This is a genomic window from Thermococcus sp. AM4 (genome assembly GCF_000151205.2).
Taxonomy (GTDB): Archaea; Methanobacteriota_B; Thermococci; order Thermococcales; family Thermococcaceae; genus Thermococcus.
The window spans coordinates 999,139-1,020,724 of record NC_016051.1 but is presented as its reverse complement, the minus strand read 5'-3'; the positions used below and the strand labels follow the sequence as shown (position 1 = coordinate 1,020,724).

The following is a 21,586-nucleotide window of genomic DNA, read 5'->3' as shown; positions in this document are numbered from 1 at the left end:
GTGCATGACGTTGAAAGGGCCCTTCAGAGTTTTCATTCCATGAAGCTGGACGACATAATGCCTCCGATAGCCTCAATGCCCATCGTTACCGTTGATACCCCCATCCTCACGGTTCTTAAAATCCTCAGGACGAGGCACCACGTCTGGGTCGTTGAGGACAGGGAGAGCATGAGGCTCGAAGGCGTCATCAGGTACCTCGACGTCATAGACATCCTCCTTCCCCCCGAGGCCCACAAGTTCAAGCTCGGAATGACCAGCAGGACCCTGAGGTCAATACTCGGAGGGGCTGAGAAAGCGGGCGACGTTGCCGAGAGAAACGTTCTCACGATCGAGGAGGACTCGACGGTTCTCGATGCCCTGCTCAAAATGAGGCGCTACAGGACTCAGGTTCTGGCCGTCGTCGAGGGCGACAGGCTCGTCGGGGAAGTGAGCCTCCGTATCCTGGTTGACGAGTTCCTTAGACTGCTGAGGGTGGGTGATGTGAAATGGACGCAACATGGATCCTCTTCACAATCGGAGTCTCCCTGATCCTGGCGAAGATCGGGGACAGTATAATCGAGAGGTTTGAGCTGCCCGGTGTCCTCGGAGAACTCCTCATGGGAATGCTCCTCGGGAACCTCGTCTACTTCGGAATAGTCGCCCCCCAGTACCTGCCGATCACCACGGGCCAGGGCTTTGAGACGATGGCAACGGAGATCTCGAAGTTTCTCGCGAAGCTCGGTATAATATTCCTCCTCTTTCTGGGCGCCCTCGATACCGACATCCAGCAGCTCAAGCGCACGGGCGTGACGGCCACGATATCAACCGTCATGGGTGTTTTCGTTCCGCTGATCATGGGCTGGTACGCCCTCATGGCCATGGGTTATCCGAGCAGGGAAGCCTTCGCCGGCGGCGTTCTTCTAACGGCGACGAGCATAGGTCTAACGGTCAGGGTTATGATGGATTTAGGCGTTCTCAGGAGCGAGGTTGGGGCGGCATCGCTGAGCGCAAGCGTCATGGACGACTTCCTCGGCATAGCGCTGGTTATCTTTGCAGTTGGAAGCGGCGGTTTGATCAACCTGAGCGTCAAGATAGTGGCGTTCTTCATAATAACCGGCGTCATCGGCTGGTATCTCATTGACTACTACATCCGCTTCGCCGAGCGGCTCCACGTGGAGAAGGGCATCCTCGGAATGGCGATAGGCATGATGTTTCTCTTCGCGGCCCTCGCCGAGGGCTGGTTCGCCGCCGCCATCGAGGGTGCCTTCATGATGGGCCTGATCCTCTCCAAACTGCCAGAGGGCAAGAGGATGATGGAGGACGTCAGGGCGATAGGCTACGGTCTCCTCGTGCCCTTCTTCTTCGTGCACACAGGGGCGATGCTCAACCTCAAGGTCTTCGAGAACGGGAACGCGATCAAACTCGCCGCGGTGCTCTCGACGATAGCGATAATCGGAAAGGTCGTTGGCAGGGGCTTCGGAGCATGGATAACGGCCTGGGGAAGGGGAAGGGACTTCCTGCTCACGAGGGAGAACTTCTGGATGTCCCTCCAGATGGGGGTAGGCTCGATACCGAGGACGGAGGTTGCCCTCGTCGATTTAATGGTGGCGATACAGGGAGGGGCGATTCCCCAGAAGGACGCACCGGAGTTCATAGCCGCAACGCTGATATTCATAACCGTATCGGTGCTGATAACGCCTCCCCTCCTCAAGTGGGCCTTCAAGCGGGACATCGAGAGCACTATCTCCCAGAAGGTCGAGAAGAGGAAGAGCAAGATCTCGGACAGGAAGAAGAAGGTCGCCCAGAAGAGGCAGGAGTCGAGATCGAAGGGCGGGTGATCTCACTCTTTCTCCTTTTCCGTTCCCCATAGCGGCTCCCAGTCGTCGCAGACGAAGTTCATGTGGACTGTCTTCATGTGCTTCCTGCACATCCCGTAGGTCAGGAAGTAGGAGTCAATCGGCCCGAACCAGCGGCAGTTCTTGCAGGCCTTTAACTTCTCGTCCATTTTGCTCACCGGGGAGAATAAGAGGGGAGGGGATAAAAACTTTAAGCAGCGCTAAATTTCCCTCAGTCTATTCCAGATTTTATTATACTGGAGCGCAAGCCAGTACTCTCTCAGTTCTCTCTGGGCATGTTTGTAGTCGGGGTAATACTGCCTTACGAGTTCCCAAAACGCGCGAGAGTGCTTTTGGAACTTGAGGTGGGCCACCTCGTGTATTATGATGTAGTCCCTGAGTTCCTCTGGCAGCGCCATAAGCATTAGGTTAAAGCTTAGATTTCCTTTCTCAGAACAGCTTGCCCACTTCGTCTTCTGAAAGCGGATGTATATTTTTCTGTACTTTACCCCAAAGACCGATGAGAAGAGTCTCACCTTAAATTCCAACTCTTCTCTCAGCTGACTCTTCAGCCATCTTTTTAGCATTCCCAAATCGTCCTTGGGCAGGAGAACCACGTGAAACTTTGAATTAACCCCAAACTCCTCTGACTCGATGAGTTCGTAGAACTCACCGTCGAGTAGGAGCTTATTGGAAAGCGGGAGAAACTTCATCTTGGCTTCTTCGATTTCCCTTAGCTTCTTCTCTATCCACTCCTTCTTTCTCTTCACCAGATCCTCGGCGTCTGCATTTGGTGGGACTATTACCTTAACCTCCCCCAGGGAGCTTATCTCGATGCGGGGATACTTAACGTCCCTCAGAATTACGCGGTACTCTATCCCCACCTTTTGAGCACCTCTAGGAGCTCGTTACGCGTCTTGATGATGTCGTCGCATTCCTCCTTATATTCCCTTACAATGAAGAGCATAATTTTCCGCGAGACTTCGCTGACGACCTCAGTTTTCTCTGTCCAACGGGGGAACCTAAGCCCCTCGGTCTCCTTGAGCAACTTTCTGATCCCTTTGATCAGCTCGTTAGTATTGGTCTTTACGTGCTTCTTGAGCACCATCAGAATGGCGTATTCGAGCTCGTTCAAACCGAGCTTTCTCTGCTCCTGCGAGCGCTTTTCTATTTCCCCTGCTATTCCAAGGAGCTCCTCATAGAGCTTCTCGATTTCTTCCTTTTTATGTCTCCAGGCTTCGATTATCCTCTCTACCTGCTCAACCAAGTCCTCCGTTAAAGGTCCCTTGTGAGTGTTTACGTAGTGTCTGACCGAGAATAGGAGGTTAGTAAATGCCTTCCGCTTATCCCTTTCCCTCATTACTTTCTTGAGGAACTCCTCGTCAAGTTCCATTATTGGAAAGTCCGTCTTTATCTCCTCTATGTCCACTGTCTCGTGTATGAACTTGAGAGCCTCCCTGAAGAATTCGTCGGCTTTGAGTTCGACTTCCGGCGGAACGCCATCAACCTTCGCTCTGTATGCATAATAGACCTCCGTGAGCCATTTGAAGGCCTCCCTGAACTCATCTCTGTCCTCCATGAGGAGCTTGTAGTGGTGCCTTATCTCCCTGTACAGCCTCTGGAACTCTTCGCCCTTGTTGTTTCTAAACAGTGTCTCGACTGCGTTCATTATGGTCTCCCTATCTCTTCCCGGCTCAAGACCATCAAAGTATCCCATAGCCTTGGCGATCTTTTTCCTGAGCTCTTCCTTTATCTCTTCGACGCTGTAAGCGGCCCCTTCGATATCAACTTCATCATAGATTTCCAGCGCTCTCTTCAACTCCTTGAATATGCCCACGTAATCTATAACGAGGCCGAAGGGCTTGATGTTCTCACCGTTCTTGATGAAGGGCCTGTTGGTCCTCGCTATCGCCTGAAGAAGCCGGTGCTCCTTGAGGGGCTGGTCCAGATACATTGTCTGGAGGATTGGTGCGTCGAAGCCCGTGAGGAGCATATCGGTAACTATCAGGATTTTTGGAATTTCCTTGTTCCTGAAATCCTCACGAATTCTCTCGCGGATTTCAGCCATGTCCTTTCCCGGGAAACGCTCTTCAAGCTCTTTTTGATATTCCTTGATAACCTCACTGTCGTCCCGGTTGAACGTCATCACGATCTCGGTGTACCCCCTTGGCAAATACTTGTCGAGAGCGCGCTTGTATAAGACGCAGGACTCCCTATCAACGGCGACGACCATTGCTTTAAATGGCTCCACGCTCTCCTTATAGTGCCTTGCTATATCCTGGGCTATCATTTCGATCCTCTTCGGGTTTTTCAGGAATACCCTTATCGCGTTGAGCCTCTTCTTGAGCTTCTCCTCTACCCTTCCGCGGTACTCCTCTGGGATTTCCTCCAGCTTCGATGAGAGAAACGCCTCAAGGAGCTCCCTCTTTAGATGAACGTCCTCCTCAAGCCTCGCCTGGTAGGCTATCTTCACAGTAAAGCCATCCTCTATGGACTGCGTTATGAAGTACCTGTCGAGGTAGGGCCTGTCCTTATAGCCGAAGGTGGCGTAGGTGTCGCGCCCTTTCTTTGCTATTGGGGTTCCGGTAAAGGCGAAGAAGGACGCGCTCTTGAGTATCGAGCGCATAGTCGAAGCAAGCTCGCCGTACTGGGTTCTGTGTCCTTCGTCTATGAGAACCACGACGTCCCGGCGGTTCATTATCGTCCTCTGCCTACGGCTCTTCTTTTTGAGCTCTGTAAGGACATCCTCAAGTTCCTCTGGCCGGAACTTATGGATGAGCGTGATGAATATTCCCCTCTTTCCATCGGCGTGGGTTAGGACTTCCTTGAGCTTCTCGATTGAATCTATAACTTCAAAGCTCAGCCCCACGGCTTTAAGCTCGCCGCTCAGCTGTCTCTCAAGTTCCCTCCTGTCAACGATGAAGAAAATCGTGGGGTTGCCGAGCAGGCGCTTGATTTTGTAGGCTGAGAATATCATCGTCAGAGTTTTCCCGCTACCTTGCCAGTGCCAGATTAGACCCCGGTTCCTTTCGGTTTCTCCCCTTGCGTAGCCAACGGCGAGGTTTACTATCTCCCTAACGGCCCTGTACTGCATGTACCTCGGCAGAACCTTGGTGAAAGCCCCGCCACTCTCGCGGTAGAAGGTGAAGTAGCGGAGGATGTCGAGGAGGGTTTCGGGCTTTAGAAGTTCGACGAGGTCATCCAGGGGGTCGAAGTTGCCCCACTTCCATTCGTAGACCGGAACACTGCTCAGCCACGGCACTATGGGGAAATAGACGGGTTTGTCCCCGACCGCGACGCCAACCTGCACGTACTTGAAGAGCTCCGGCATCTCCTTTTCATAGCCCTTAATCTGCTCGTAGGCCTTCTTCCAGCTCACGTCGAGCTTTTTGCACTCTATTATAACGAGGGGGATGCCGTTGACGTAGAGGATTACATCGGGTATCTTAGTTTTAAACGGGTAGCCGACCTGGTTGGCAACGAGGAACTCATTGTTTTGGAGGTTTTCATAGTCAATGAGCATCAGCCTCTTGGGCTCACCGGTTTCTTCATCCTTCACGGGAACGCCGTTCTTGAGATAGTCAAGAACCCTGCGGGAACCTTCAACGCCGAAGGGAGCGGCCTTGAGAAGGTTGATAGCCTCCTCCGCTTCCTTCTCACTGACTTTGTTTATCCTCACTATCGCACGCTTCAGCCTTGAGATTAAGAGGGGCTCGTTTTCGTTTTCAAGAACCTCAATGCCCCTCCGGTAAGTCCAGCCCTTCGATTCCAGTCGCTCGATGATGGGCTTCTCACACTGGAGGTATTCGGGGGTTTGAGCGGGCATAGGGGACACCTGTTTATTCGTAAACAACGTGGGCACTAGAGAGGTTGGATGTTTATGGATAAACTCTCTTGGTTTTAAATATTCATGCAAGTCAGAACTTCACCTGATTTTTCTTGATATTGAATTCCTGTGGGCGGAGGTGGGGGAGTCGAACCCCCACACCCTCTGGGAAGCGAGGGTAAGACGCTCTTGGCCCTGTATGACGATCCCCTAGTACCTCCGAGCCCAGAGGGGGACCGCCACTCCGCCCTTCTCCCACTGTAGTGATGTAGATAGCCACATGGCCACCTCAATCACCTCCTTTACAAGCTGTATTAGCAGTACTGTAGTCGCTAGGTCTACTGAAGCTGCTAGGGCTAAGAGCGCCCCAACCTCCACACACAACATCGTGTTTTTACATACAATAGTACTTATACTTTTTCATTGTGTTCTTCTAGAGTTTTCATTCGAACTTGGTCCTCGGATTGAGAAATTGGGAATTGATTTTTGAATAAGCTCTCCTCTAAATACATAATCTCCTGCTTATTTATGAAAAATTTAACTTTTTGCTCAGGATCAAGTAAATATACAAAATCCCCGAATTTTAGAAGCTTGCCTTGGAGAATCTGTCCGTTTCTTAGGTGAATGACTGCGGGGGGATAATATGCAGTACTGAACCCATAAACAAGTGCCATCATTGTGAAGAGAAATATCCCCAGTACTGAAGTAGCTACAATAAGGACCACAGAGCGCTCTGAGATTGCTCTATATAGTGAAAAAATGGAAATTATTGATACTAACATTAAAAAGACGTAATTGCTAGAGATTTTTCTATTGGCCTCAAATATACTTGAGAATGTTGAAACTGGATCTTTGTTATTTTTCATTGTCTCGTAGACTACAATAATGTCCCCCAGAAGGGTATTATCTTTTTTGACTTCCTCTAGTTTCTCTCGGTATCTCTCTTGGAACACGTCCAAAAGACTGTGCTTAAGAAAATATTCGTAAGTCGTCAATGCCCAAGAAAGCATTGAGAACATCCCAATTTGAAGAAGCACAAGTGCGATGTTAGGTATCCACGCGAGGTAATTTTTGAGACAGTACACAACTCCACCAGGAATTAAGATAAAGAACACAACGAAGATAAATCCTGCAACGTAAAGAACAGGTTTATCAGCTTGTTCAACATGCGTGTCGGCTATTAGCCGGCCAAAATAGTAGAGAATCGCACTAAAAGCTACAATCGCTAGGGAAATCTCAATGGGAGTAAACGAAAATGTATCAAGGATCACACGCTAACCCTCCTCCTTCCCGTCAGCAAACCCTTCATCAGCCCGCGTTTCACCAGCTCAAGCTTCTCCCTGCGCTTCCTTAAGAGTTCGAGCTTTTTATCAACGGTAGAGAGGATTTCGGCGATTTGTTTTTGTTCGGGGAGAGGAGGAAGGGGGATTTTTAAACGTAGTAAGTCCTTCGAGCTAAAACTAACTTGTTGTACAGCTGCTTTAGATATTGATTTAATGAGAGCCTTGCCCTTGTAGGATAGGAAGAAATATTTAACATAATATGGATTAACCGTGGATACAAGTGTCAAAGCAAAGTTATTAAAACCGACAATCGCTTTTTTAGAATAACCTTCAAAAACGGCAACTTTCCCAATTTTCTCAAGGCTGTTTACACAATTGATAATCAAGTCGCCTTCCTCTAACAAATATTTGTCTAGCCTGTCGATCTTTTCTAAAGATAAGTATTTAGGATTATCAAAATTAAGGTTTCCATGGTCGTCTATATAGTCAGAAGTTACATAAACCACACCTGTTTCGTTGTCATCTGTTTTCTTGGATGGTCCTCTTTTAATCCTTCTAGTTATTTCCTCAAGCCTAACAACCCTCCACTCCTCCGGAATCTCTCCAATCTCTGTTTTCTTAAACCTCTCGTGCTTGATTCCTTTGGTCAAAAGCCTCAGCATCAAGCCCTTCTTTAAGCGCTCCGTCTTTTCGATTGCCAAGTCTGTTTTTTCAATCGCTTCATCAACAGTTCTCAGGATTTCGGCGATTTTCTTCTGCTCGAGGCGGGGTGGGAGAGGAACTAAGAAGCGTTCAAGCATGGCCTTAGCAAGTTCCTTGAAGGTACTTCCACCACTTAAACTTTCTAAGTGTTGTCGCTTGAATTTAAAATAGTAAGCATAAAATTCTGGAATGATTTTGTTCTGATCCTTGGGGACAAGTCCTTTGCATCCCTGATTAAATGTGGCCTCTTCCGTGAGAACAGCAATATAACCCACGGGGGCTCTCGTTGACAATATAAGTGAGCCTTTAGGGAGGAGACTTAGGTTATAATCTTCAAGCGCTTTTTTAGTGATTTTTCTCTCACTATCTCCCATGTAAATGTTACCATTTAGTTTGCTCAGGTCAGTTGGTGTTATCCAATTCATCTCTCCATTTTCCCAATAGTCTGTTTGTTTTGTTGAGGGGGTTGTTCCGGTCTTTACATCAAAGATCTCCCGAACTCTCACAACTTTCCAATCCCTAGGAATCTCGCCGATTGGAGTTTTCTTGAGTTTGGTTTTAGCTTGCATAGTTTACTCACCGAGTAACTTTACAATTATCCCAACTAAAATCCCTATGGCCACCAAAACCCCAAGTATAAACCACCCAACACCCAGAGGTCTCACGATATCGATATCAAGCATCATCCAACCGGCAATTGCTATAACTAGAAACACCATAAACGCCCCAAATATCTTCTCGGCCCCCTCACTCATTGGTTATCTCCTCCAAAATCTGCATCATCCTTCCCGGTCTCACGATTCTAAAATTTCTCTCCTCGAAGAACTTCCTCGTCCTGTCCCTTATTCGCTTGTCCTCCAGCAAATCATGAAAGTCCCTATCCATTGTAACAAAGTAGTCCATCTCATGCCGTATGGCCGTCGTCAGTAGAATTGCGTCCTGTGTTCTCAGTCCCGCCCTCGCCACAAAGAAGGGGTAGTATTCCAAATCGGAGAGGTCGTCCTCTAGCACGTTCAGTTCGCTCTCAAGAACATTGAAGGCCTCAATAATACCTTCAAGAAAGCTGTCGAATTCCTCATCTGTTAAGAGATAGTCCTTAAAGTACTTCATTCCATAAATGGCCGCAACCCCGTCGAGGCGCATCTTCTCGTACACGATAAAATCAAGGATTGCTTTGGTCATCTCCGCAAGGGTTAAGCGGGAAATGTAAAACTCCGCATTTTTAAACTTCCTCGAAAGAACAGCCTCAACGAACTCGTAAGACTGCTTAAGTCTTTTGTATTTCTCCAAGATTTCCTTCCCGTGCTCTTCCATCATTTTCTTGATAACAAGCCAGTGGACTATGGTGTTCGTGTCTATGAACACCTTAATCATGACCCATCAACCTAGGAGGCTCCATACGGATTTTTTCTTTTTCTTCGACCTCTTTGGGGGGTGCCAAAGCCCAACTATTCTATACTGTCCGTTGGGCTGAATCTCAGCGAGATAATACTTTCCGGTGAGCGGGTTGTGAATACGAATGCGCCTAGGCTTTTTGGTTGTGGACTTCTTCTTTTTTGTGGCCATTTTCCTCACCCAATTAATTTAGACAGGGAGATTTAATAACCCTTCCCCCAATACCCCAGCTCCTTCAAATACCCCTCAATCTTCTCATCCACCTTCGCGAGCTCCTCGTTAATCCTCTTCAGCTCCTCCCACTCGGCCTTAACGTCAATTTCTTCCTCTTCCTCCATCGGGAAAACGTAGAGGGTGACGTTGAGGTTGTGGTCGTTCTCCTTTATCTCATCCAGCTCAACGACCCGCGCAAAGCCCTCAACGTCCTCGAACTTCTCAAATGCATCAACGATTTTCCTTATGTGCCCATCACCGAGGCGGTTGAGCTTCCTTACCTCCGGGTGCTTTTCATATTCCTGGGATGCATTGATGAAGAGAACCTTCCCCCTTCTCTCGGTGGGCTTGTTCCGGTTGAATATCATTATGGCCCCTGGCGCGCCGGTGTTGTAGAAGAGCTTCTCGGGGAGCAAAATTACCGCCTCAACCAGGTCGTCCTTGAGTACCTTTGCTCTAATCTTCTTTTCAGCGCCTCCCCTGAAGAGCGCGCCATTGTCTATTACAATCCCGACCCTGCCGTCTTCATCTCTTGCGCTCGCGAGCATGTGCTGTATCCACGCCCAGTCGGCCGAGTTGTTGGGAGGATAGCCGTACTTGAAGCGCTCCTCCTTGAACTCCGCCTTTTTGAGTGTGGCCTCCCCATAACCGTCCTGGTTCCACGGGGGGTTTGCTATGACCACATTGAAGCGCTTGAGCTTGTTTCCCTCCTTGAAGGCGGGCCTGAGAAGTGTATCGCCGACGGCAAGCTTCGGCGACTTGATGCCGTGGAGTATCATGTTCATCTCCGCTAAGGCGTAGGTGGTCGGGTTGACCTCCTGGCCGTAGAGGAAGAGCTTTTTGGCCTCGCTCTCGCCATGTTTCTCTTTGACGTAGAGGTAGGCACCTATCAGCATTCCCCCGGAGCCCATCGCCGGGTCGTAAACTTCCTCACCCGGCTTTGGTTTGAGGATTTCAACGAGAAGCCTTATGACTTCCCTTGGGGTATACACTTCCCCCTCCTTGGCCTTCTGGGGGGCAAAGTAGCGGAGAATCCACTCGTAGGCATCACCGAGAACGTCCGGTGAAGCATTCTTTAGGTTGAGCCCACTGAATAACTCGAAGAGCTGTCTGAGTATCTCGGCGTTGTCCCTGTGGAGCATGAACTCCATGAAGTCAAAGCGGTCAACGACACCCCTCAGGTTGGGGTTGAGCTCGGCGAGCTTCTTGAGGGCCTGCGAGAGGTTCTGGGGGAGGTTCTCGATGTCCTTCTCGCGGAGCTTTCTCCAGAGGTATTCCGGTGGGTAGTTGATGGTGTATGCCTCTTTATCCTGAAGAGCAAGTTCCTCGGCTGTCTTTCTATCCAGCCCTTCCTCCATGAGCTTCTTAACGTACTCCTCAAACTCCTTCTCCCACTCGTCGCTTAACCTCTTCAAGAAAAGCAGAAGAAGGATGTACTTGTAATCGACCCTCGTCCTGATTAAATCCGCGGCCTTCTTGAGGACTCTCTCAAGCTCCTCGCGGGTTAGGGCCTTACTCTCTTGGGGAGATGCGCCTATGAAATCCGTTAGCTTTTTCTCCATGACTCACACCAAGGGCAAAATACTCGGTCGGATTCTTATATTTAACTCCTTGTGGAAAAAGAGACACAAAATAAAGGGCAGGAAATCAGATTCCTGCTCCGATGTCCTTCGCGATGTCCGGCAGGTCGAGGGCCATGAGCTTGGCCTTGGTCGGGATTCCGTCCCTGCTCCAGCCCCTTGCCTGGTAGTACTCGTCGAGCATCCTGTCGAGCTCCCACGGCGGGACGTGTAAACCTTTGCTCGGTCCCTCCGGAATCGGCTCCCACATAATCCTGTACGGGAGCGTGTCGTCCTTCCTGGTGAAGCCCTCGCGGACGTTGAATGCCCTTGCGATGTTCATTATCCTCTCGCCGATGACCATCAGCTCGGCCTCGCCGATGTTCATGCCGGTAACCGCTTCGACGAGCTCGGGGAAGCCCTCAAGGAAGTACATGTGCCTCGAGAACTTACAGACACCGGTGGCGTCGTATATGGCCATGAGGTTCTCGTGGAAGGCAATCTCGAAGCCCTTGTTCTCTGCCTTGGTCCTGTCAACGCCCTCGAACTTCCACCACTTGCCGACGAGCTCGGTTCCGTAGGCACCGCTGGTGAGGTGGTCGGCGCCGCGGACGTTGACCGCGAAAGCCAAAGCCATTCCCTTTATGCCGCGGACGTCGTAGGCAGGGGGCTCCATGCCCTTGACGTGGAGCGCGAACTTCTCGCTTCCCCTGCCGAGCCTCTCGCTTGCCCTCCTGACACCGTCGGCCAAAAGCTTTCCGAGGTTGCCCTCGCGGTAGGCCATCTTCTTGAGCGCCTCGACAGCAGCCTCGCCGTTGCCGAAGGTCAGCTCAAGGCCGTCTGCCTCTTCCTTCGTGAGAAGGCCCCTCTCGTAGGCCTCCATGGCCCAGGCGATTGTGACACCGGCGGAGATGGTATCAAGACCGAGCTCGTCCGCGAGGTAGTTGAGGTAGGCAACGGTCTCGAAGTCGTCGAGCTCAAGGGCTCCACCGAAGGAGTAGAGGGTCTCGTACTCCGGACCGTCGGTCATGAAGGTGCCCCACTTCTCGCTCTCGACCTTAACGTACTGGCTGCACGGCTTGTTACAGAGCGGGCAGGGTCTTCTTCCGACGCGGTACTTGGGCGCCCAGTAGTAGGGGTCGATGTAGATGTGCTCTCTCCCTTCTTCCTTGGCCCTCTCGTAGGCCTTCTTGAAGAAGCCCATCTGCCAGTTCCTGGTCGGGAAGGTTCCCCTCTCCCTGTTCATCCAGTCGAGGAACTCGCCGCTTCCGTACTCCATATCGGCCTTAGTTGCCGGGTGGTCCTTGAAGATTAGAGCCCACTTTTTGATGAGCTCGCGGAGCTTCTCGGGCTGGGCGATCGGGACCTTCTTGGTGCCCTTGACGACGATTCCCTTGAGCTTCTTGCTTCCGAGAACCGCTCCGGGGCCACCTCTACCGGCCTGCCTCTCGTCGGTGTCTATCGTTGCAATAAGGCTGAGGTTCTCACCAGCGGGACCAATGAAGGCAGTCGCGAAGCCGGGATACTCCTCCTTGGCCTTCTTTCTCGCCTCGCCGGTGGTGAGGCCCCAGTACTCGTTTGCCGGAACGAGCTTGACCTCATCGTCCTTGATGTAGAGAAGAACCGGCTCTTCACTCTGGCCCTCGATTATGAGAACGTCGTAGCCGGCCTTCTTGAGCTCCTCGCCCATCTTGGCTCCGGCCATCGAGCGGCCGTATCCTCCAGTAAGCGGGCTCTTGAAGTTGAAAGCGGTCTTGGAACCGGTTCCGATTCCCGTCCCAACGAAGAGACCCGGCGTGATGATCATCTTGTTCTCGGGTCCGAGCGGGTCAGCTTTTGCTGGAACCTCGTCGTAGAGAAGTCTCGTTCCAAATCCAACGCCGCCGAGGTACTTTCTCGGGAAGTGCTCCGGGAGCGGCTCGACCTTTATTTCCCCGGTCGTAAGGTTAACGCGCAGAATCTTTCCCCAGTAACCATCCATGGTGGATCACCAACGATCAGTAGTGAACGGTTTCTAATAAACCTTTTGGGTTCACAAACAGCTTTAATTTTCCCAAAATCCTAAAACACTCCCGTTTAACGAAAAAGGGCAAAGGGGCTTCCAGCTTTCGGTGCTGGAGGTGGAGAACCTTCAGATTTCAGGAAAACGACGAAAAATTTTTACAGAAAAGGGCTGAAAACGTTGAACTTTTCCTCAGAGCTTCCACCGCTGGAGGGAGATCCCCTTCTCCTCGAGGAACTCCACGACCTTCTCGGCCTCTTCCTTCGATTCCGCGAAGATTATGATGCCTATGTACCTGCCAAAGCCCTTCGGCGAGGAGTGTATCCTCACGTCGAACCTCTCCAGGGCCTCACTCAGGATCGGTGCCAGCTTGCTCTCGTCGGTTATCTCAGCTAAGAACTTGAGCTGGACGAACTTCCTTCCTCCAAGCCTCGGCAGGACCTCGTTTTCGAGCATCGCCTTCATCTCCCTGGGCATCCCCGGGAGAACGAAAATCTTGGTTCCCCCGTGTTCTATGTATGCCCCCGGTGCGGCACCTTCGCCGTTCTCGAGCGGTTCCGCCCCCTCAGGCAGGTAGGCCATCTTCCTCCTCGCTTCGTTCAGCCCGGGATCGTCTATGTAGCCCTCGCGGTGGAGCCTCTCGTAGAATTCCCTGATCCTCTCCAGGCACTCCTCGCAGAGGACGAGCCTTTTTCCAAGGGCTTCCGCAACCGCTAACATCGTAACGTCGTCGTGAGTCGGCCCGAGGCCGCCCGAGATCACGAGGACTTCGGGCTTTCTCCCCAGGATCTCCTGAACGGCCGCTTTTATCTCCCCGACGTCGTCCCCGACCGTCGTTATTCTCCTGACCCAGTAGCCCCTTTCCGTGAGTCTTTTGGCAATGAAGGCCGAGTTGCTGTCAACTGTGTTCCCAGTGAGGAGCTCGTCCCCGACGGTGAGTATCTCCGCGAACATACCCATCACCTCAAAACCGTTCCGAAGCCGTCCCCTCTAATCGCCCCGCTCAGTCTTCCGGCCACTTTTCCGTTCACGAACCAGACCTCGGAAAAGCGGGCGATCTTCTTGGCCTCCCTGAGCTTGTTGCAGATCCCGCCGGTAACGTCCCTTGCCGAGCAGTCCAGCCTATCGAGGAGTGAATCGACCTCGTCCACGCCGATGTTCTGCAAAAGTTGTCCCTCGCCGGGTTTTCCATCGTAGATCCCGTCAACGTCCATCAGGAAGATCACCTTCTCCGGTTTGAACATCTTGGCGAGGTATGTTATGATCTGGTCGCCCGAGAGGATGTCTATGCCCTTCGCCAGATCGACCGACACGTCACCGAAGAGAACCGGGATAAAGCGCAGCTCGAGGAGCTTCTTTATGACCTCAACGTCGCCGTAGGCAACCTCCCCGTTCTCGGTTATGAAGACGGAAGACGTTGAAACGGGGAAAGCGGGAAGGCCTATCTCCAGAAAGTGGTCGATGAAGTTGCCGTTGGCCCTCAGCATGGACTGGTGCGTTCTCGTGAAGCCGATCATCCTTTCCCTAGCTTTCTCGAAGTCCTCGGGAAGGCCGTCCCTGATCCGGTATTTTTTGGCGTGGTGGTGGCCGAAGCTCCCGCCACCGTGAACGATCAAGAACCTCTTCTCAGGATAGAACCTTCCGATCTCCTCCGCGAGCCGTTTCACGGTTTCGTGGTCGAAGTTCTCTGGATCCCCTTTCTTGTCGCTGAAGACGCTGCCGCCGATCTTGACGATTATCACGGGATCACCTCCTCTATCCTGAGGCCCTCCCTGCTTATCTCGGTTATCATCGGAGTTCCGCCAGCTATCGTTATGGCCGTTGCCACTTCGCTCTGCCTGTCAGGGGCCAACGCATACATACAGCCGCCGCCACCGGCCCCGGTTATCTTGGCTCCCAAAGCTCCAGCAGTTCTGGCCGCATAGACCAGCTCGCTGAGCTTTTTGGTCGAAACGCCGAGTGCATCCAAAAGCCCGTGGTTGATGTTCATCAGCCTTCCAAGCCTCTCGAAGCGAACCTCTTCATCGAGGTCGGAGAGGAGGATCTCCCTCGCCCTCTCCACAATCTTGCCCATCGAGAGGAGTATCGGCTCGACTATCTCCGGCATCTCCTCCCTCGTTCTCCTCACCATCGCGACCAGTTCCTTCGTTGAACCGCTTGAGCCCGTGTAGCCAACCACGATTGGAAGCTCCATGAAGGGCAGGTGCTCAAAGTTACCCTTTTCGTAGTGGATGAAGCCACCTATCGCCGAGACCGTGGGGTCGATGCCGCTCGATGCCCCCTGAACGAGGAGTTCAACCCTGTGGCCGAGCCTTCCGATTTCCTCGTTGGTCAGTTCGAGGCCGAGAAGCCTTGAAACCGCTCCGATTGTGGCAACTGCAACGGCGGCGGAAGAACCGAGGCCAGCCCCAACGGGAATCTGGGACGTTATCGAGACGGTGATTCCCCTCCCGTTCTTGTCCGCTTCCTCCTTCACGAGCTCTATCGCCTGGCGGACGTAGCTGAGGACCTCTGCGGCCTTTCCGTAGTCGCTCTCGAAGTAAATCTCATCCTCGGAGAAGGAAACTGTCAAACCAGGAACGCGTATGTCCTTGGCCTCTATCCGGATTGCTCCCCTGTCGTTGAACTCGGCCCACACGTAGGTTCTAAGGTTTATCGCGGCCGCTATCGCTGGCTTGCCGTAGACGACGCTGTGCTCGCCGAAGAGGATAATTTTAGCTGGGGCGGATGCTAAAACCCTCATTTTTAACCCTCCAAAAATTTCTCTATCAGCTCAACGAACTCGTAGATATCTCCCAAATGCTCGTGAAGGACCTCGAAGGCAAGCTCGTCGTTTATTCGCCCATATCTGTGGACGAGGATGTTTCGAAAGCCTTTCATGAGCCTGAGCTTCTCGGCCATTTCCCGAGGGATTATCCCCGCTCTTACCAGCCCCTCAAAAACGTCCTCCTCCCTTTCGGGCATCGCGAGCCTCAGGTCGGAGTTTATTATCGCGCAGATGTCGATGACGTTCTGGATTGCAAACTCAATCCTCTTGTATATCCCATCCTTGATGAGCCCAAGGGACTCAAAGGTCTCAAAGTCATCGGGTAGGTTCTCCTCAACGAGCCTTAAGCTCTCCATTACCTCCTCAAGCTTTGAGCGTATGAGCTCAATCCTCATTCTATCGCCTCCAGGCCGAGGTAGTCGTAGTAGTAGCGCTTGAAGTCCTCCCACTCCTTTATCGTCTCGTAGGCGAGGTCGTAGAGGAACGTCTCGTCCCTGCAGAAGAGAACCTTTCCTCTGAGGCACTCCTTTCTGAGATAGACTGGGAGGAGCTGGAAAATCTGGACGTCGTATTCCTCTGGGAGAACCCCGAGAACGTGCATCCTGAACTCAAAGGCCTCCTTGGGAGTGCCCTCGTAGTAGACGCACAAATCGACGTCGCTGTCCTTCCTCGCCTCGCCCCTCGCGCGGGAGCCGAAGAGGATGATGAACTTCACCCGGTCGCCGCCGAGCTGGAGGATTTTTCTCACGGCATCGTCGAGGTTCATGGTAGAAAATAAGCTAGCAACTCTTAAAACTTCACCTCCTCATCACGATGCTCGCGTAGCCGACTATCGCCTCGGTGCTCCTGCTGACCTCGTAGCTCGTCGTGTAGTGCAAAAGCTCAGCCTCAAGCGCCCCTGCGAGGCGGGAGTAAACGATGGCAGTTCCAACGGCCCCGGGGCCGCACATCGTGTGCCTCATCTCGCGGAGCTCCCTGAAGAGACCATCAACGTCGAAGTCGAGGATTCTCCGTATCAGCCTGAAGTCCCACTCCTTTATCCTGTGCGGGAGCTCGTCGGCCCTGGCTCTGAAGGGCACGTAGCCGTAGGCCGGGCCGTAGTGCATGAAGTCCGTGCTCGCTATTACCACGACGTCCCTGCCGAGTTCCTCGCTCGCCTCGAATATTGCTTTTCCGAGGGCCCTCGAAACTTCTTCGTCCTGAATGCCGAGGGTTATGGGAACGATCCGGACCTCTTTCCCCGCGAGCTCGGCAAGGTACTGGATGAAGGGCACCTGAACCTCGATGGAGTGCTCGTACTTGTGGGCGAGGTCGTCTAAATCAGCTATTCCGGAGAGCTTCGCTATCTCCTTTGCCATCTCGGCATCGACCTCGATGCTCCCGAGCGGGGTCAGCCACTCACCCTCGGGATAGACCGCTATCGGCGAGCCGAGGCCTGTATGATTGGGCCCGAGGATTACGAAGGTTTCCGGCAGGCCGTCCTCGAAGATGGCCTTGTATGTCCTCGATGCCGTATAGCCCGAGAAGATGTAGCCCGCGTGGGGTGCCACTCCGGCGGTTATCCGTCTCTCGCTTCCCTCCTCGCCGAGGTCGCTGAAGAACCTCTCGAGCATGAGCACGAGCTCCTCGTCGGCAGGATAGAAGCTTCCCGCTACTGCTGGGTACCTTATCATCGCCACCACCTCCGGAGTTAGTTGGCGCGAGAGTTTAAATACCTTGGGTTAGTTTAGTAGCCAAAACGTTTATTTAGATACCCCTCGAACATGTTCGGGGGGTATCGGATGAAAAAACAAAAACGCAAACACTATTTTGACCAGAGACCACGAAAGAGCAGAAAAGACCTTTTTGGGAGAGATTATGAACTTGAACAGTTGATGGGTGCAATGGAAGCCGGGAGCTGGGCCGTAATACTCGGTCCTCGGATGGTCGGGAAAACAAGCCTCGCATGGGCGGCCGCTTCGGAATTTAGCGAGAAAAATGACTATCAAGTTGTATTCGTGGACCTGAGAACTGCCCGAACTTCACGGAGGGCCACTGAGAAAATCCTCGGGAAAATGCCGGCTTCAACAATCAAGAGACTGTCGAAGTACCTTTCGGAGGTGAGGGTGCACGCCAGCGGAATCGGGGCGACCCTGAAGTTGAAGGAGTATGCCCCGGCAAAACACGCCCTTGAGGATGCCCTCTTAAGCGTCGAGAACACCGTCCTCATACTCGACGAGATTCAAAACGTGACACAGGGAGTGGAGAGTATGCTCGGTGCATTGGGAACAGCCTTCAACGAAAACGACTCCCTTCTCATTCTGTTTACCGGTTCCTATGCCGGAGTCGTCAGAAAACTACTTCGCCAGGGACATAGAGACAGCCTGTTCGGTAGAATTCCCTTCGAAATAACGCTTCACCCATGGCCGGAGTGGAAGGCGGCAGAGTTCCTTGAGAACGGGTTCAGGGGGTGTGGAGTGCCCTTCAACGAAAGGGAAATCGCATCGACAATCCATAGCTTGGGAACACTCCCTGGATGGCTCAATCTCTACGGTCTCAGAAGATGCCTCGGATTGCCCCACGAAAATGCAGTCAAAGTCGTTTTCGAGAAAGCGGTCAGGGAAGCGGAGAAAGAGCTGGAAAACTTGCTCAAGGGGAGGAGTCAAAAAGCAAGGCTCGTTGTGAAGAAGCTCGCATACGGGGCAACGTGGAGTGAGCTTGAAAGAACGGGAATATCGAAGGACAGCCTTCACCGCCTCCTCAACGCATTGATCAACGAACTGTTCATAGTGGAAAAAGATGAAGTGGGCGTATATCGGTTCACAGACCCTGTTTACAGGTACACAGCGGAAAGACTTGGACTAAATCAGCTCTAAACCCGAACCCGTCAGGGGCAGAACAACGAGTGCCCCTTTTCAACCAGACCCGTTTCAATGAGCTTCCACAGCGCGGAGAGGACAACGGCAGATGTTGATTCGACCAGGAAGCCACGTCTCTTAAGCCAGCTGAGCGCGCCCATCGTTTCAAGCTCGTCAACGCTCACGCAGAGCCCGTCGGTTTCATTCAGCGCCTTTTTCATCCCGTTGAGTCTCGGAGGTTCGGGAATGGCTATACCTTCAGCGAGGATGTTTTTCACTGCCGAGCGCTCGCAGAGGCTCTCGTAGCCGGAAGCCTGAACCGCGACGAGCCTTGGAAGTCTACCAATTTCCCCATCGCTTTTAGCTCGGAAAAGCCCTTCCAGAGGCCAAGGAAGAGGGTTCTGCTTCCGGTTGGGGCAAGAATCCAGTCGGGAACGCCGAGTTGCTCGTAAAGCTCAAAGGCGATTGTCTTAGTGCCCTCCAGGAAGTAGGGGTTGAGCCAGTGGGAGACGTAGGTAACTCCGCTCCGCTCGGAGAACTCGACCGCGCGCTCGTGGACGGCCATTCTGTCGCCGTCAACGTAGTGAACAACAGCACCGAGCCCCTGGAGGAGCGAGAGCTTGCCGGGACTCGTATCGTAGGAGACGAAGGCATGAACGCGGATTCCATTTGCAAGACCGTAGAGCGCGAAGCTCAGCGCGGCGTTGCCGGAGCTATCGAGGACGACCTCTGTGATGCCCTCGTCGAGCAACTTTGAAACCGTAACCCAGGTGCCCCTGTCCTTGAATGAACCGCTCGGCTGGAGGTACTCGAGCTTAAAGAAGGCCCTAACGCCGTTGATTTCGAGCCCGCTTACAGGCGTAACCGCTGGAACTGGGACGACTACCCCGTTAACGGGCAGATGCCTGCGGTAGCGCCTCACGTCAAGGAACGGCTCCGGTGTGAATGCCTTTAAGTCCCGCTCAACGAGAAGCGTTCCCCCGCAGTTGCAGGTAAGGCGAAAGGTTTCTGGATAAGTTCTCCCGCAACGGGAACAGCGCAGCATAGCATCACCTTTTTTAGGGATGGTGTGGAATAAAGGACATCGAAACTTAAAAAGGTGGTTGCCATGGTGGAGAAGTTCATTTCAGCCGAGAGGCCGCAGACCGAGGAAGGCTACCAGTACCACATAGCCTGCAAGCCCGGCGACGTCGCGCGCTACGTTCTCCTGCCGGGCGACCCGGAGAGGGTTCCGAAGATAAGCTCCCTGTGGGACGAAGCTAAGGAGATAGCCTTCCACCGCGAGTACAGAACGCACACCGGCAGATACAAGGGCGTTCCAATAAGCGTCACCTCGACGGGAATAGGCGGGCCCTCGACCGCCATCGCCATCGAGGAGCTCGCGGCGATAGGGGCTGACACCTTCATAAGGGTGGGCTCCACCGGCGCAATCCAGCCGGGGATGGAGATAGGCGACCTGATTATAGCCAAGGCCGCCGTGAGGCTTGAGGGAACCTCAAAGCAGTACGTCCGCGTTGAATACCCGGCCGTTGCGGACCTTGAGGTGACGCTCGCGCTTATCGAGGCTGCCGAGAGCTTGGGCGTTAGATACCACATCGGCATCACGGCCTCGACGGACAGCTTCTACCTCGGCCAGGGCAGGCCGGGTCTGAACGGCTACTTCCCAAGCTTCGCAAAGAATTTAGTCGATGACCTCAGGCAGGCCAACGTCACGAACTTCGAGATGGAGGCGGCCACGCTCTACACCCTCGCCAACATCTACGGGCTCAGGGCCGGCTGCGTCTGCGCCGTCTTCGCGAACCGCGTTACGAACGAGTTCGGAAAGGCCGGTGAGAAGGAAGCGGCTTTGGTGGCGAGCGAGGCTGTGAAGATACTCGCCGAGTGGGACGAGGAGAAGGAAAAGAAAGGAAAGAAGGTATGGTTCCCCGGGCTGAGGGGTTGAGATGGATGAGCGGTTGATCGACGTTAAGGCGCTCATCGCCAAGGGAAAGCTGGACACGGCACTGCTCGTCGCGGAGAGCATCGAGGAGCCCTACTGGAGGGACTACGCCCTCCGATGGGTCGCGGAAGCCTACGCCCGGGGGAACCCGGAGAAGGCCGTTGAGATAGCAGGGATGATCTCGACGGATTCCCTGAGGGACGATGCCCTCGCGAACCTATCCTACATTTTTTCAAGGGAGGGGAAGTTCAAGCTGGCCATTGAGGTCGCCAGGAAAATCAGGGGGGAATTCACACGGAAAAAGGCCCTTCGCACGGTTTCAACTGTTTTAGCGAGGGCGATAGTGGAGAGGGGGGCGGAGATAAGCCTCAGCGAGCTCGGCCTTGATGAGAGTGACGTCGAGGTTTTAAAGCCCCTTCCCGGCGGAATAAGCCTCAAGGACGGCAAGCTGATGCCCGGCGGCGAGATACTCAGGATGAAGGGCGAGTTCAGGAACGAGGTGGTTTCCCTCACCGAGGTCCGGCGGAGCCCCCCGGAGAGGCCCTACTTTGAGTTTGGGACGGTGGAAGCCGGCTATCTGCGTGACTACCTCCAGCTGCTCGGGGATATGGCCAACGTTGCCGAGCTCGAGTACTGGGCGGAGCTCGTCGAAGGGCCGCTGAGGGATGAGCTCCTCGAGGAGGCAGGACTGATATACCTCCGGGCCGGTGTTATCGAGAAGGCCCTTGAGCTCGCCGGAAAGGCCGGAAAAACGGAGGATCTCGCGTATCTGCTCGCCCTCAGGATGATCGAGGATGGAAGGCTTGGGGAAATTGGTTCCCTCTCCTGTAAGATAAGGAGCCCCGTGAAAAAGCTGCTGGTTCTCAGGGAGCTTGCCGTGAGGGGATTGCTTGAGAGGGAGCTCGCCGAGGCCGTTCTGACCCCGGACAGCGATTACATCCTCGCCCGCCTGCTCAAGTTCCTCGCCTTTGAAATGCTGGGCGAGGCGAAGAAGGAAAACGATCCAAAGCTCTTGGAGAAGTCCCGCGAAATATTTGAGATGGGCGTAAAAATCCAGAGGGAATACGAAGAGTCTCTCTACCAGTCTTCGTCCTCGTCCCAGTCCTCGTCCTCCCACTCATCTTCCCAGTCTTCTTCCTCGAAGTCGTCCTCCTCCCAGAGCTCCTCCTCGAGGTAATCCTCATCGTCCTCGACTTTAACCTTCTTCTTGGGCGGGAACATGGAGCCTACCTCAGATCTATTTGGGGGT

23 protein-coding genes are annotated in these 21,586 nt (G+C 53.1%); 5 read left to right on the top strand and 18 right to left on the bottom strand.

The annotated features are described in order from the left end of the window. Together TAM4_RS05555 and TAM4_RS05550 are read left to right on the top strand one after the other, a co-directional pair. On the top strand, positions 1–528 hold the full coding sequence (locus tag TAM4_RS05555; protein ID WP_014122268.1) for an HPP family protein: 528 nt from the start codon (positions 1–3) through the stop codon (positions 526–528). Next, positions 486–1,817: a cation:proton antiporter gene (locus TAM4_RS05550; protein WP_014122267.1), complete on the top strand. Its 1,332-nt coding sequence runs from the start codon at positions 486–488 to the stop codon at positions 1,815–1,817. The genes TAM4_RS05555 and TAM4_RS05550 overlap by 43 nt, the downstream gene beginning before the upstream one ends. 2 nt (positions 1,818–1,819) lie before the next feature. Here TAM4_RS05550 and TAM4_RS11755 read toward each other — a convergent pair whose 3' ends face one another. From TAM4_RS11755 to TAM4_RS05475, 16 genes are all read right to left on the bottom strand, one after another. Beyond that, positions 1,820–1,984: a hypothetical protein gene (locus TAM4_RS11755; RefSeq protein WP_014122266.1), complete on the bottom strand. Its 165-nt coding sequence runs from the start codon at positions 1,982–1,984 to the stop codon at positions 1,820–1,822. Positions 1,985–2,035: 51 nt separating this feature from the next. Beyond that, positions 2,036–2,698, bottom strand: coding sequence for a M48 family metallopeptidase (locus tag TAM4_RS05545; protein WP_014122265.1), 663 nt, complete (start codon positions 2,696–2,698; stop codon positions 2,036–2,038). Beyond that, a complete protein-coding gene (locus TAM4_RS05540) occupies positions 2,689–5,640 on the bottom strand; it encodes a type I restriction endonuclease subunit R (protein ID WP_014122264.1) in 2,952 nt (983 codons plus the stop codon). The genes TAM4_RS05545 and TAM4_RS05540 overlap by 10 nt, the downstream gene beginning before the upstream one ends. Positions 5,641–6,050: 410 nt before the next feature. Further along, on the bottom strand, positions 6,051–6,911 hold the full coding sequence (locus tag TAM4_RS05535; protein WP_014122263.1) for a hypothetical protein: 861 nt from the start codon (positions 6,909–6,911) through the stop codon (positions 6,051–6,053). Continuing rightward, positions 6,908–8,194, bottom strand: a complete 1,287-nt coding sequence (locus TAM4_RS05530) for a restriction endonuclease subunit S (protein WP_014122262.1) — start codon at positions 8,192–8,194, stop codon at positions 6,908–6,910. Before TAM4_RS05530 ends, TAM4_RS05535 begins: the two co-directional genes overlap by 4 nt. A gap of 3 nt (positions 8,195–8,197) precedes the next feature. After that, on the bottom strand, positions 8,198–8,380 hold the full coding sequence (locus TAM4_RS05525; protein WP_014122261.1) for a hypothetical protein: 183 nt from the start codon (positions 8,378–8,380) through the stop codon (positions 8,198–8,200). Then, the gene (locus TAM4_RS05520) at positions 8,373–8,999 is read right to left on the bottom strand and encodes a PIN domain-containing protein (protein WP_014122260.1); all 627 of its coding nucleotides are present in this window, start codon (positions 8,997–8,999) and stop codon (positions 8,373–8,375) included. Before TAM4_RS05520 ends, TAM4_RS05525 begins: the two co-directional genes overlap by 8 nt. A 6-nt stretch (positions 9,000–9,005) precedes the next feature. Beyond that, positions 9,006–9,191 (bottom strand): hypothetical protein, encoded by a 186-nt coding sequence (locus TAM4_RS05515; RefSeq protein WP_048150052.1) that lies wholly within the window; start codon positions 9,189–9,191, stop codon positions 9,006–9,008. A gap of 32 nt (positions 9,192–9,223) precedes the next feature. After that, a complete protein-coding gene (locus TAM4_RS05510; protein ID WP_014122259.1) occupies positions 9,224–10,795 on the bottom strand; it encodes a class I SAM-dependent DNA methyltransferase in 1,572 nt (523 codons plus the stop codon). A gap of 85 nt (positions 10,796–10,880) precedes the next feature. Further along, complete coding sequence (locus tag TAM4_RS05505; protein ID WP_014122258.1) at positions 10,881–12,773, bottom strand: aldehyde ferredoxin oxidoreductase family protein; 1,893 nt, start codon at positions 12,771–12,773, stop codon at positions 10,881–10,883. 213 nt (positions 12,774–12,986) lie between these two features. Beyond that, positions 12,987–13,748, bottom strand: coding sequence for a molybdopterin-binding protein (locus TAM4_RS05500; RefSeq protein ID WP_014122257.1), 762 nt, complete (start codon positions 13,746–13,748; stop codon positions 12,987–12,989). A 5-nt stretch (positions 13,749–13,753) separates the two neighbouring features. Then, positions 13,754–14,536 carry an isopentenyl phosphate kinase gene (locus TAM4_RS05495; protein ID WP_014122256.1) on the bottom strand — a complete coding sequence of 261 codons (783 nt, stop codon included), beginning with the start codon at positions 14,534–14,536 and terminating at the stop codon, positions 13,754–13,756. Then, complete coding sequence (locus tag TAM4_RS05490; protein ID WP_014122255.1) at positions 14,533–15,537, bottom strand: mevalonate kinase; 1,005 nt, start codon at positions 15,535–15,537, stop codon at positions 14,533–14,535. The genes TAM4_RS05495 and TAM4_RS05490 overlap by 4 nt, the downstream gene beginning before the upstream one ends. Before the next feature lie 2 nt (positions 15,538–15,539). Next, positions 15,540–15,956 (bottom strand): DUF86 domain-containing protein, encoded by a 417-nt coding sequence (locus TAM4_RS05485; RefSeq protein ID WP_014122254.1) that lies wholly within the window; start codon positions 15,954–15,956, stop codon positions 15,540–15,542. Further along, on the bottom strand, positions 15,953–16,327 hold the full coding sequence (locus TAM4_RS05480) for a nucleotidyltransferase domain-containing protein (RefSeq protein ID WP_014122253.1): 375 nt from the start codon (positions 16,325–16,327) through the stop codon (positions 15,953–15,955). Before TAM4_RS05480 ends, TAM4_RS05485 begins: the two co-directional genes overlap by 4 nt. A gap of 31 nt (positions 16,328–16,358) precedes the next feature. Beyond that, positions 16,359–17,234, bottom strand: a complete 876-nt coding sequence (locus TAM4_RS05475) for an MEMO1 family protein (RefSeq protein ID WP_014122252.1) — start codon at positions 17,232–17,234, stop codon at positions 16,359–16,361. A gap of 108 nt (positions 17,235–17,342) precedes the next feature. Here TAM4_RS05475 and TAM4_RS05470 point away from each other — a divergent pair, with 108 nt between their 5' ends. Next, positions 17,343–18,416, top strand: coding sequence for an ATP-binding protein (locus tag TAM4_RS05470; protein ID WP_014122251.1), 1,074 nt, complete (start codon positions 17,343–17,345; stop codon positions 18,414–18,416). A gap of 11 nt (positions 18,417–18,427) precedes the next feature. Here TAM4_RS05470 and TAM4_RS11970 read toward each other — a convergent pair whose 3' ends face one another. Together TAM4_RS11970 and TAM4_RS05465 are read right to left on the bottom strand one after the other, a co-directional pair. Continuing rightward, on the bottom strand, positions 18,428–18,676 hold the full coding sequence (locus TAM4_RS11970; RefSeq protein WP_371136998.1) for a hypothetical protein: 249 nt from the start codon (positions 18,674–18,676) through the stop codon (positions 18,428–18,430). Continuing rightward, positions 18,673–19,443, bottom strand: coding sequence for a pyridoxal-phosphate dependent enzyme (locus TAM4_RS05465; protein WP_371136997.1), 771 nt, complete (start codon positions 19,441–19,443; stop codon positions 18,673–18,675). The genes TAM4_RS11970 and TAM4_RS05465 overlap by 4 nt, the downstream gene beginning before the upstream one ends. Positions 19,444–19,506: 63 nt before the next feature. Here TAM4_RS05465 and udp point away from each other — a divergent pair, with 63 nt between their 5' ends. Both udp and TAM4_RS05455 read left to right on the top strand, forming a co-directional pair. Beyond that, positions 19,507–20,340, top strand: coding sequence for a uridine phosphorylase (gene udp / locus TAM4_RS05460; RefSeq protein WP_014122250.1), 834 nt, complete (start codon positions 19,507–19,509; stop codon positions 20,338–20,340). Between the two features lies 1 nt (position 20,341). After that, a complete protein-coding gene (locus tag TAM4_RS05455) occupies positions 20,342–21,514 on the top strand; it encodes a hypothetical protein (RefSeq protein ID WP_014122249.1) in 1,173 nt (390 codons plus the stop codon). Positions 21,515–21,586: the final 72 nt, after the last annotated feature.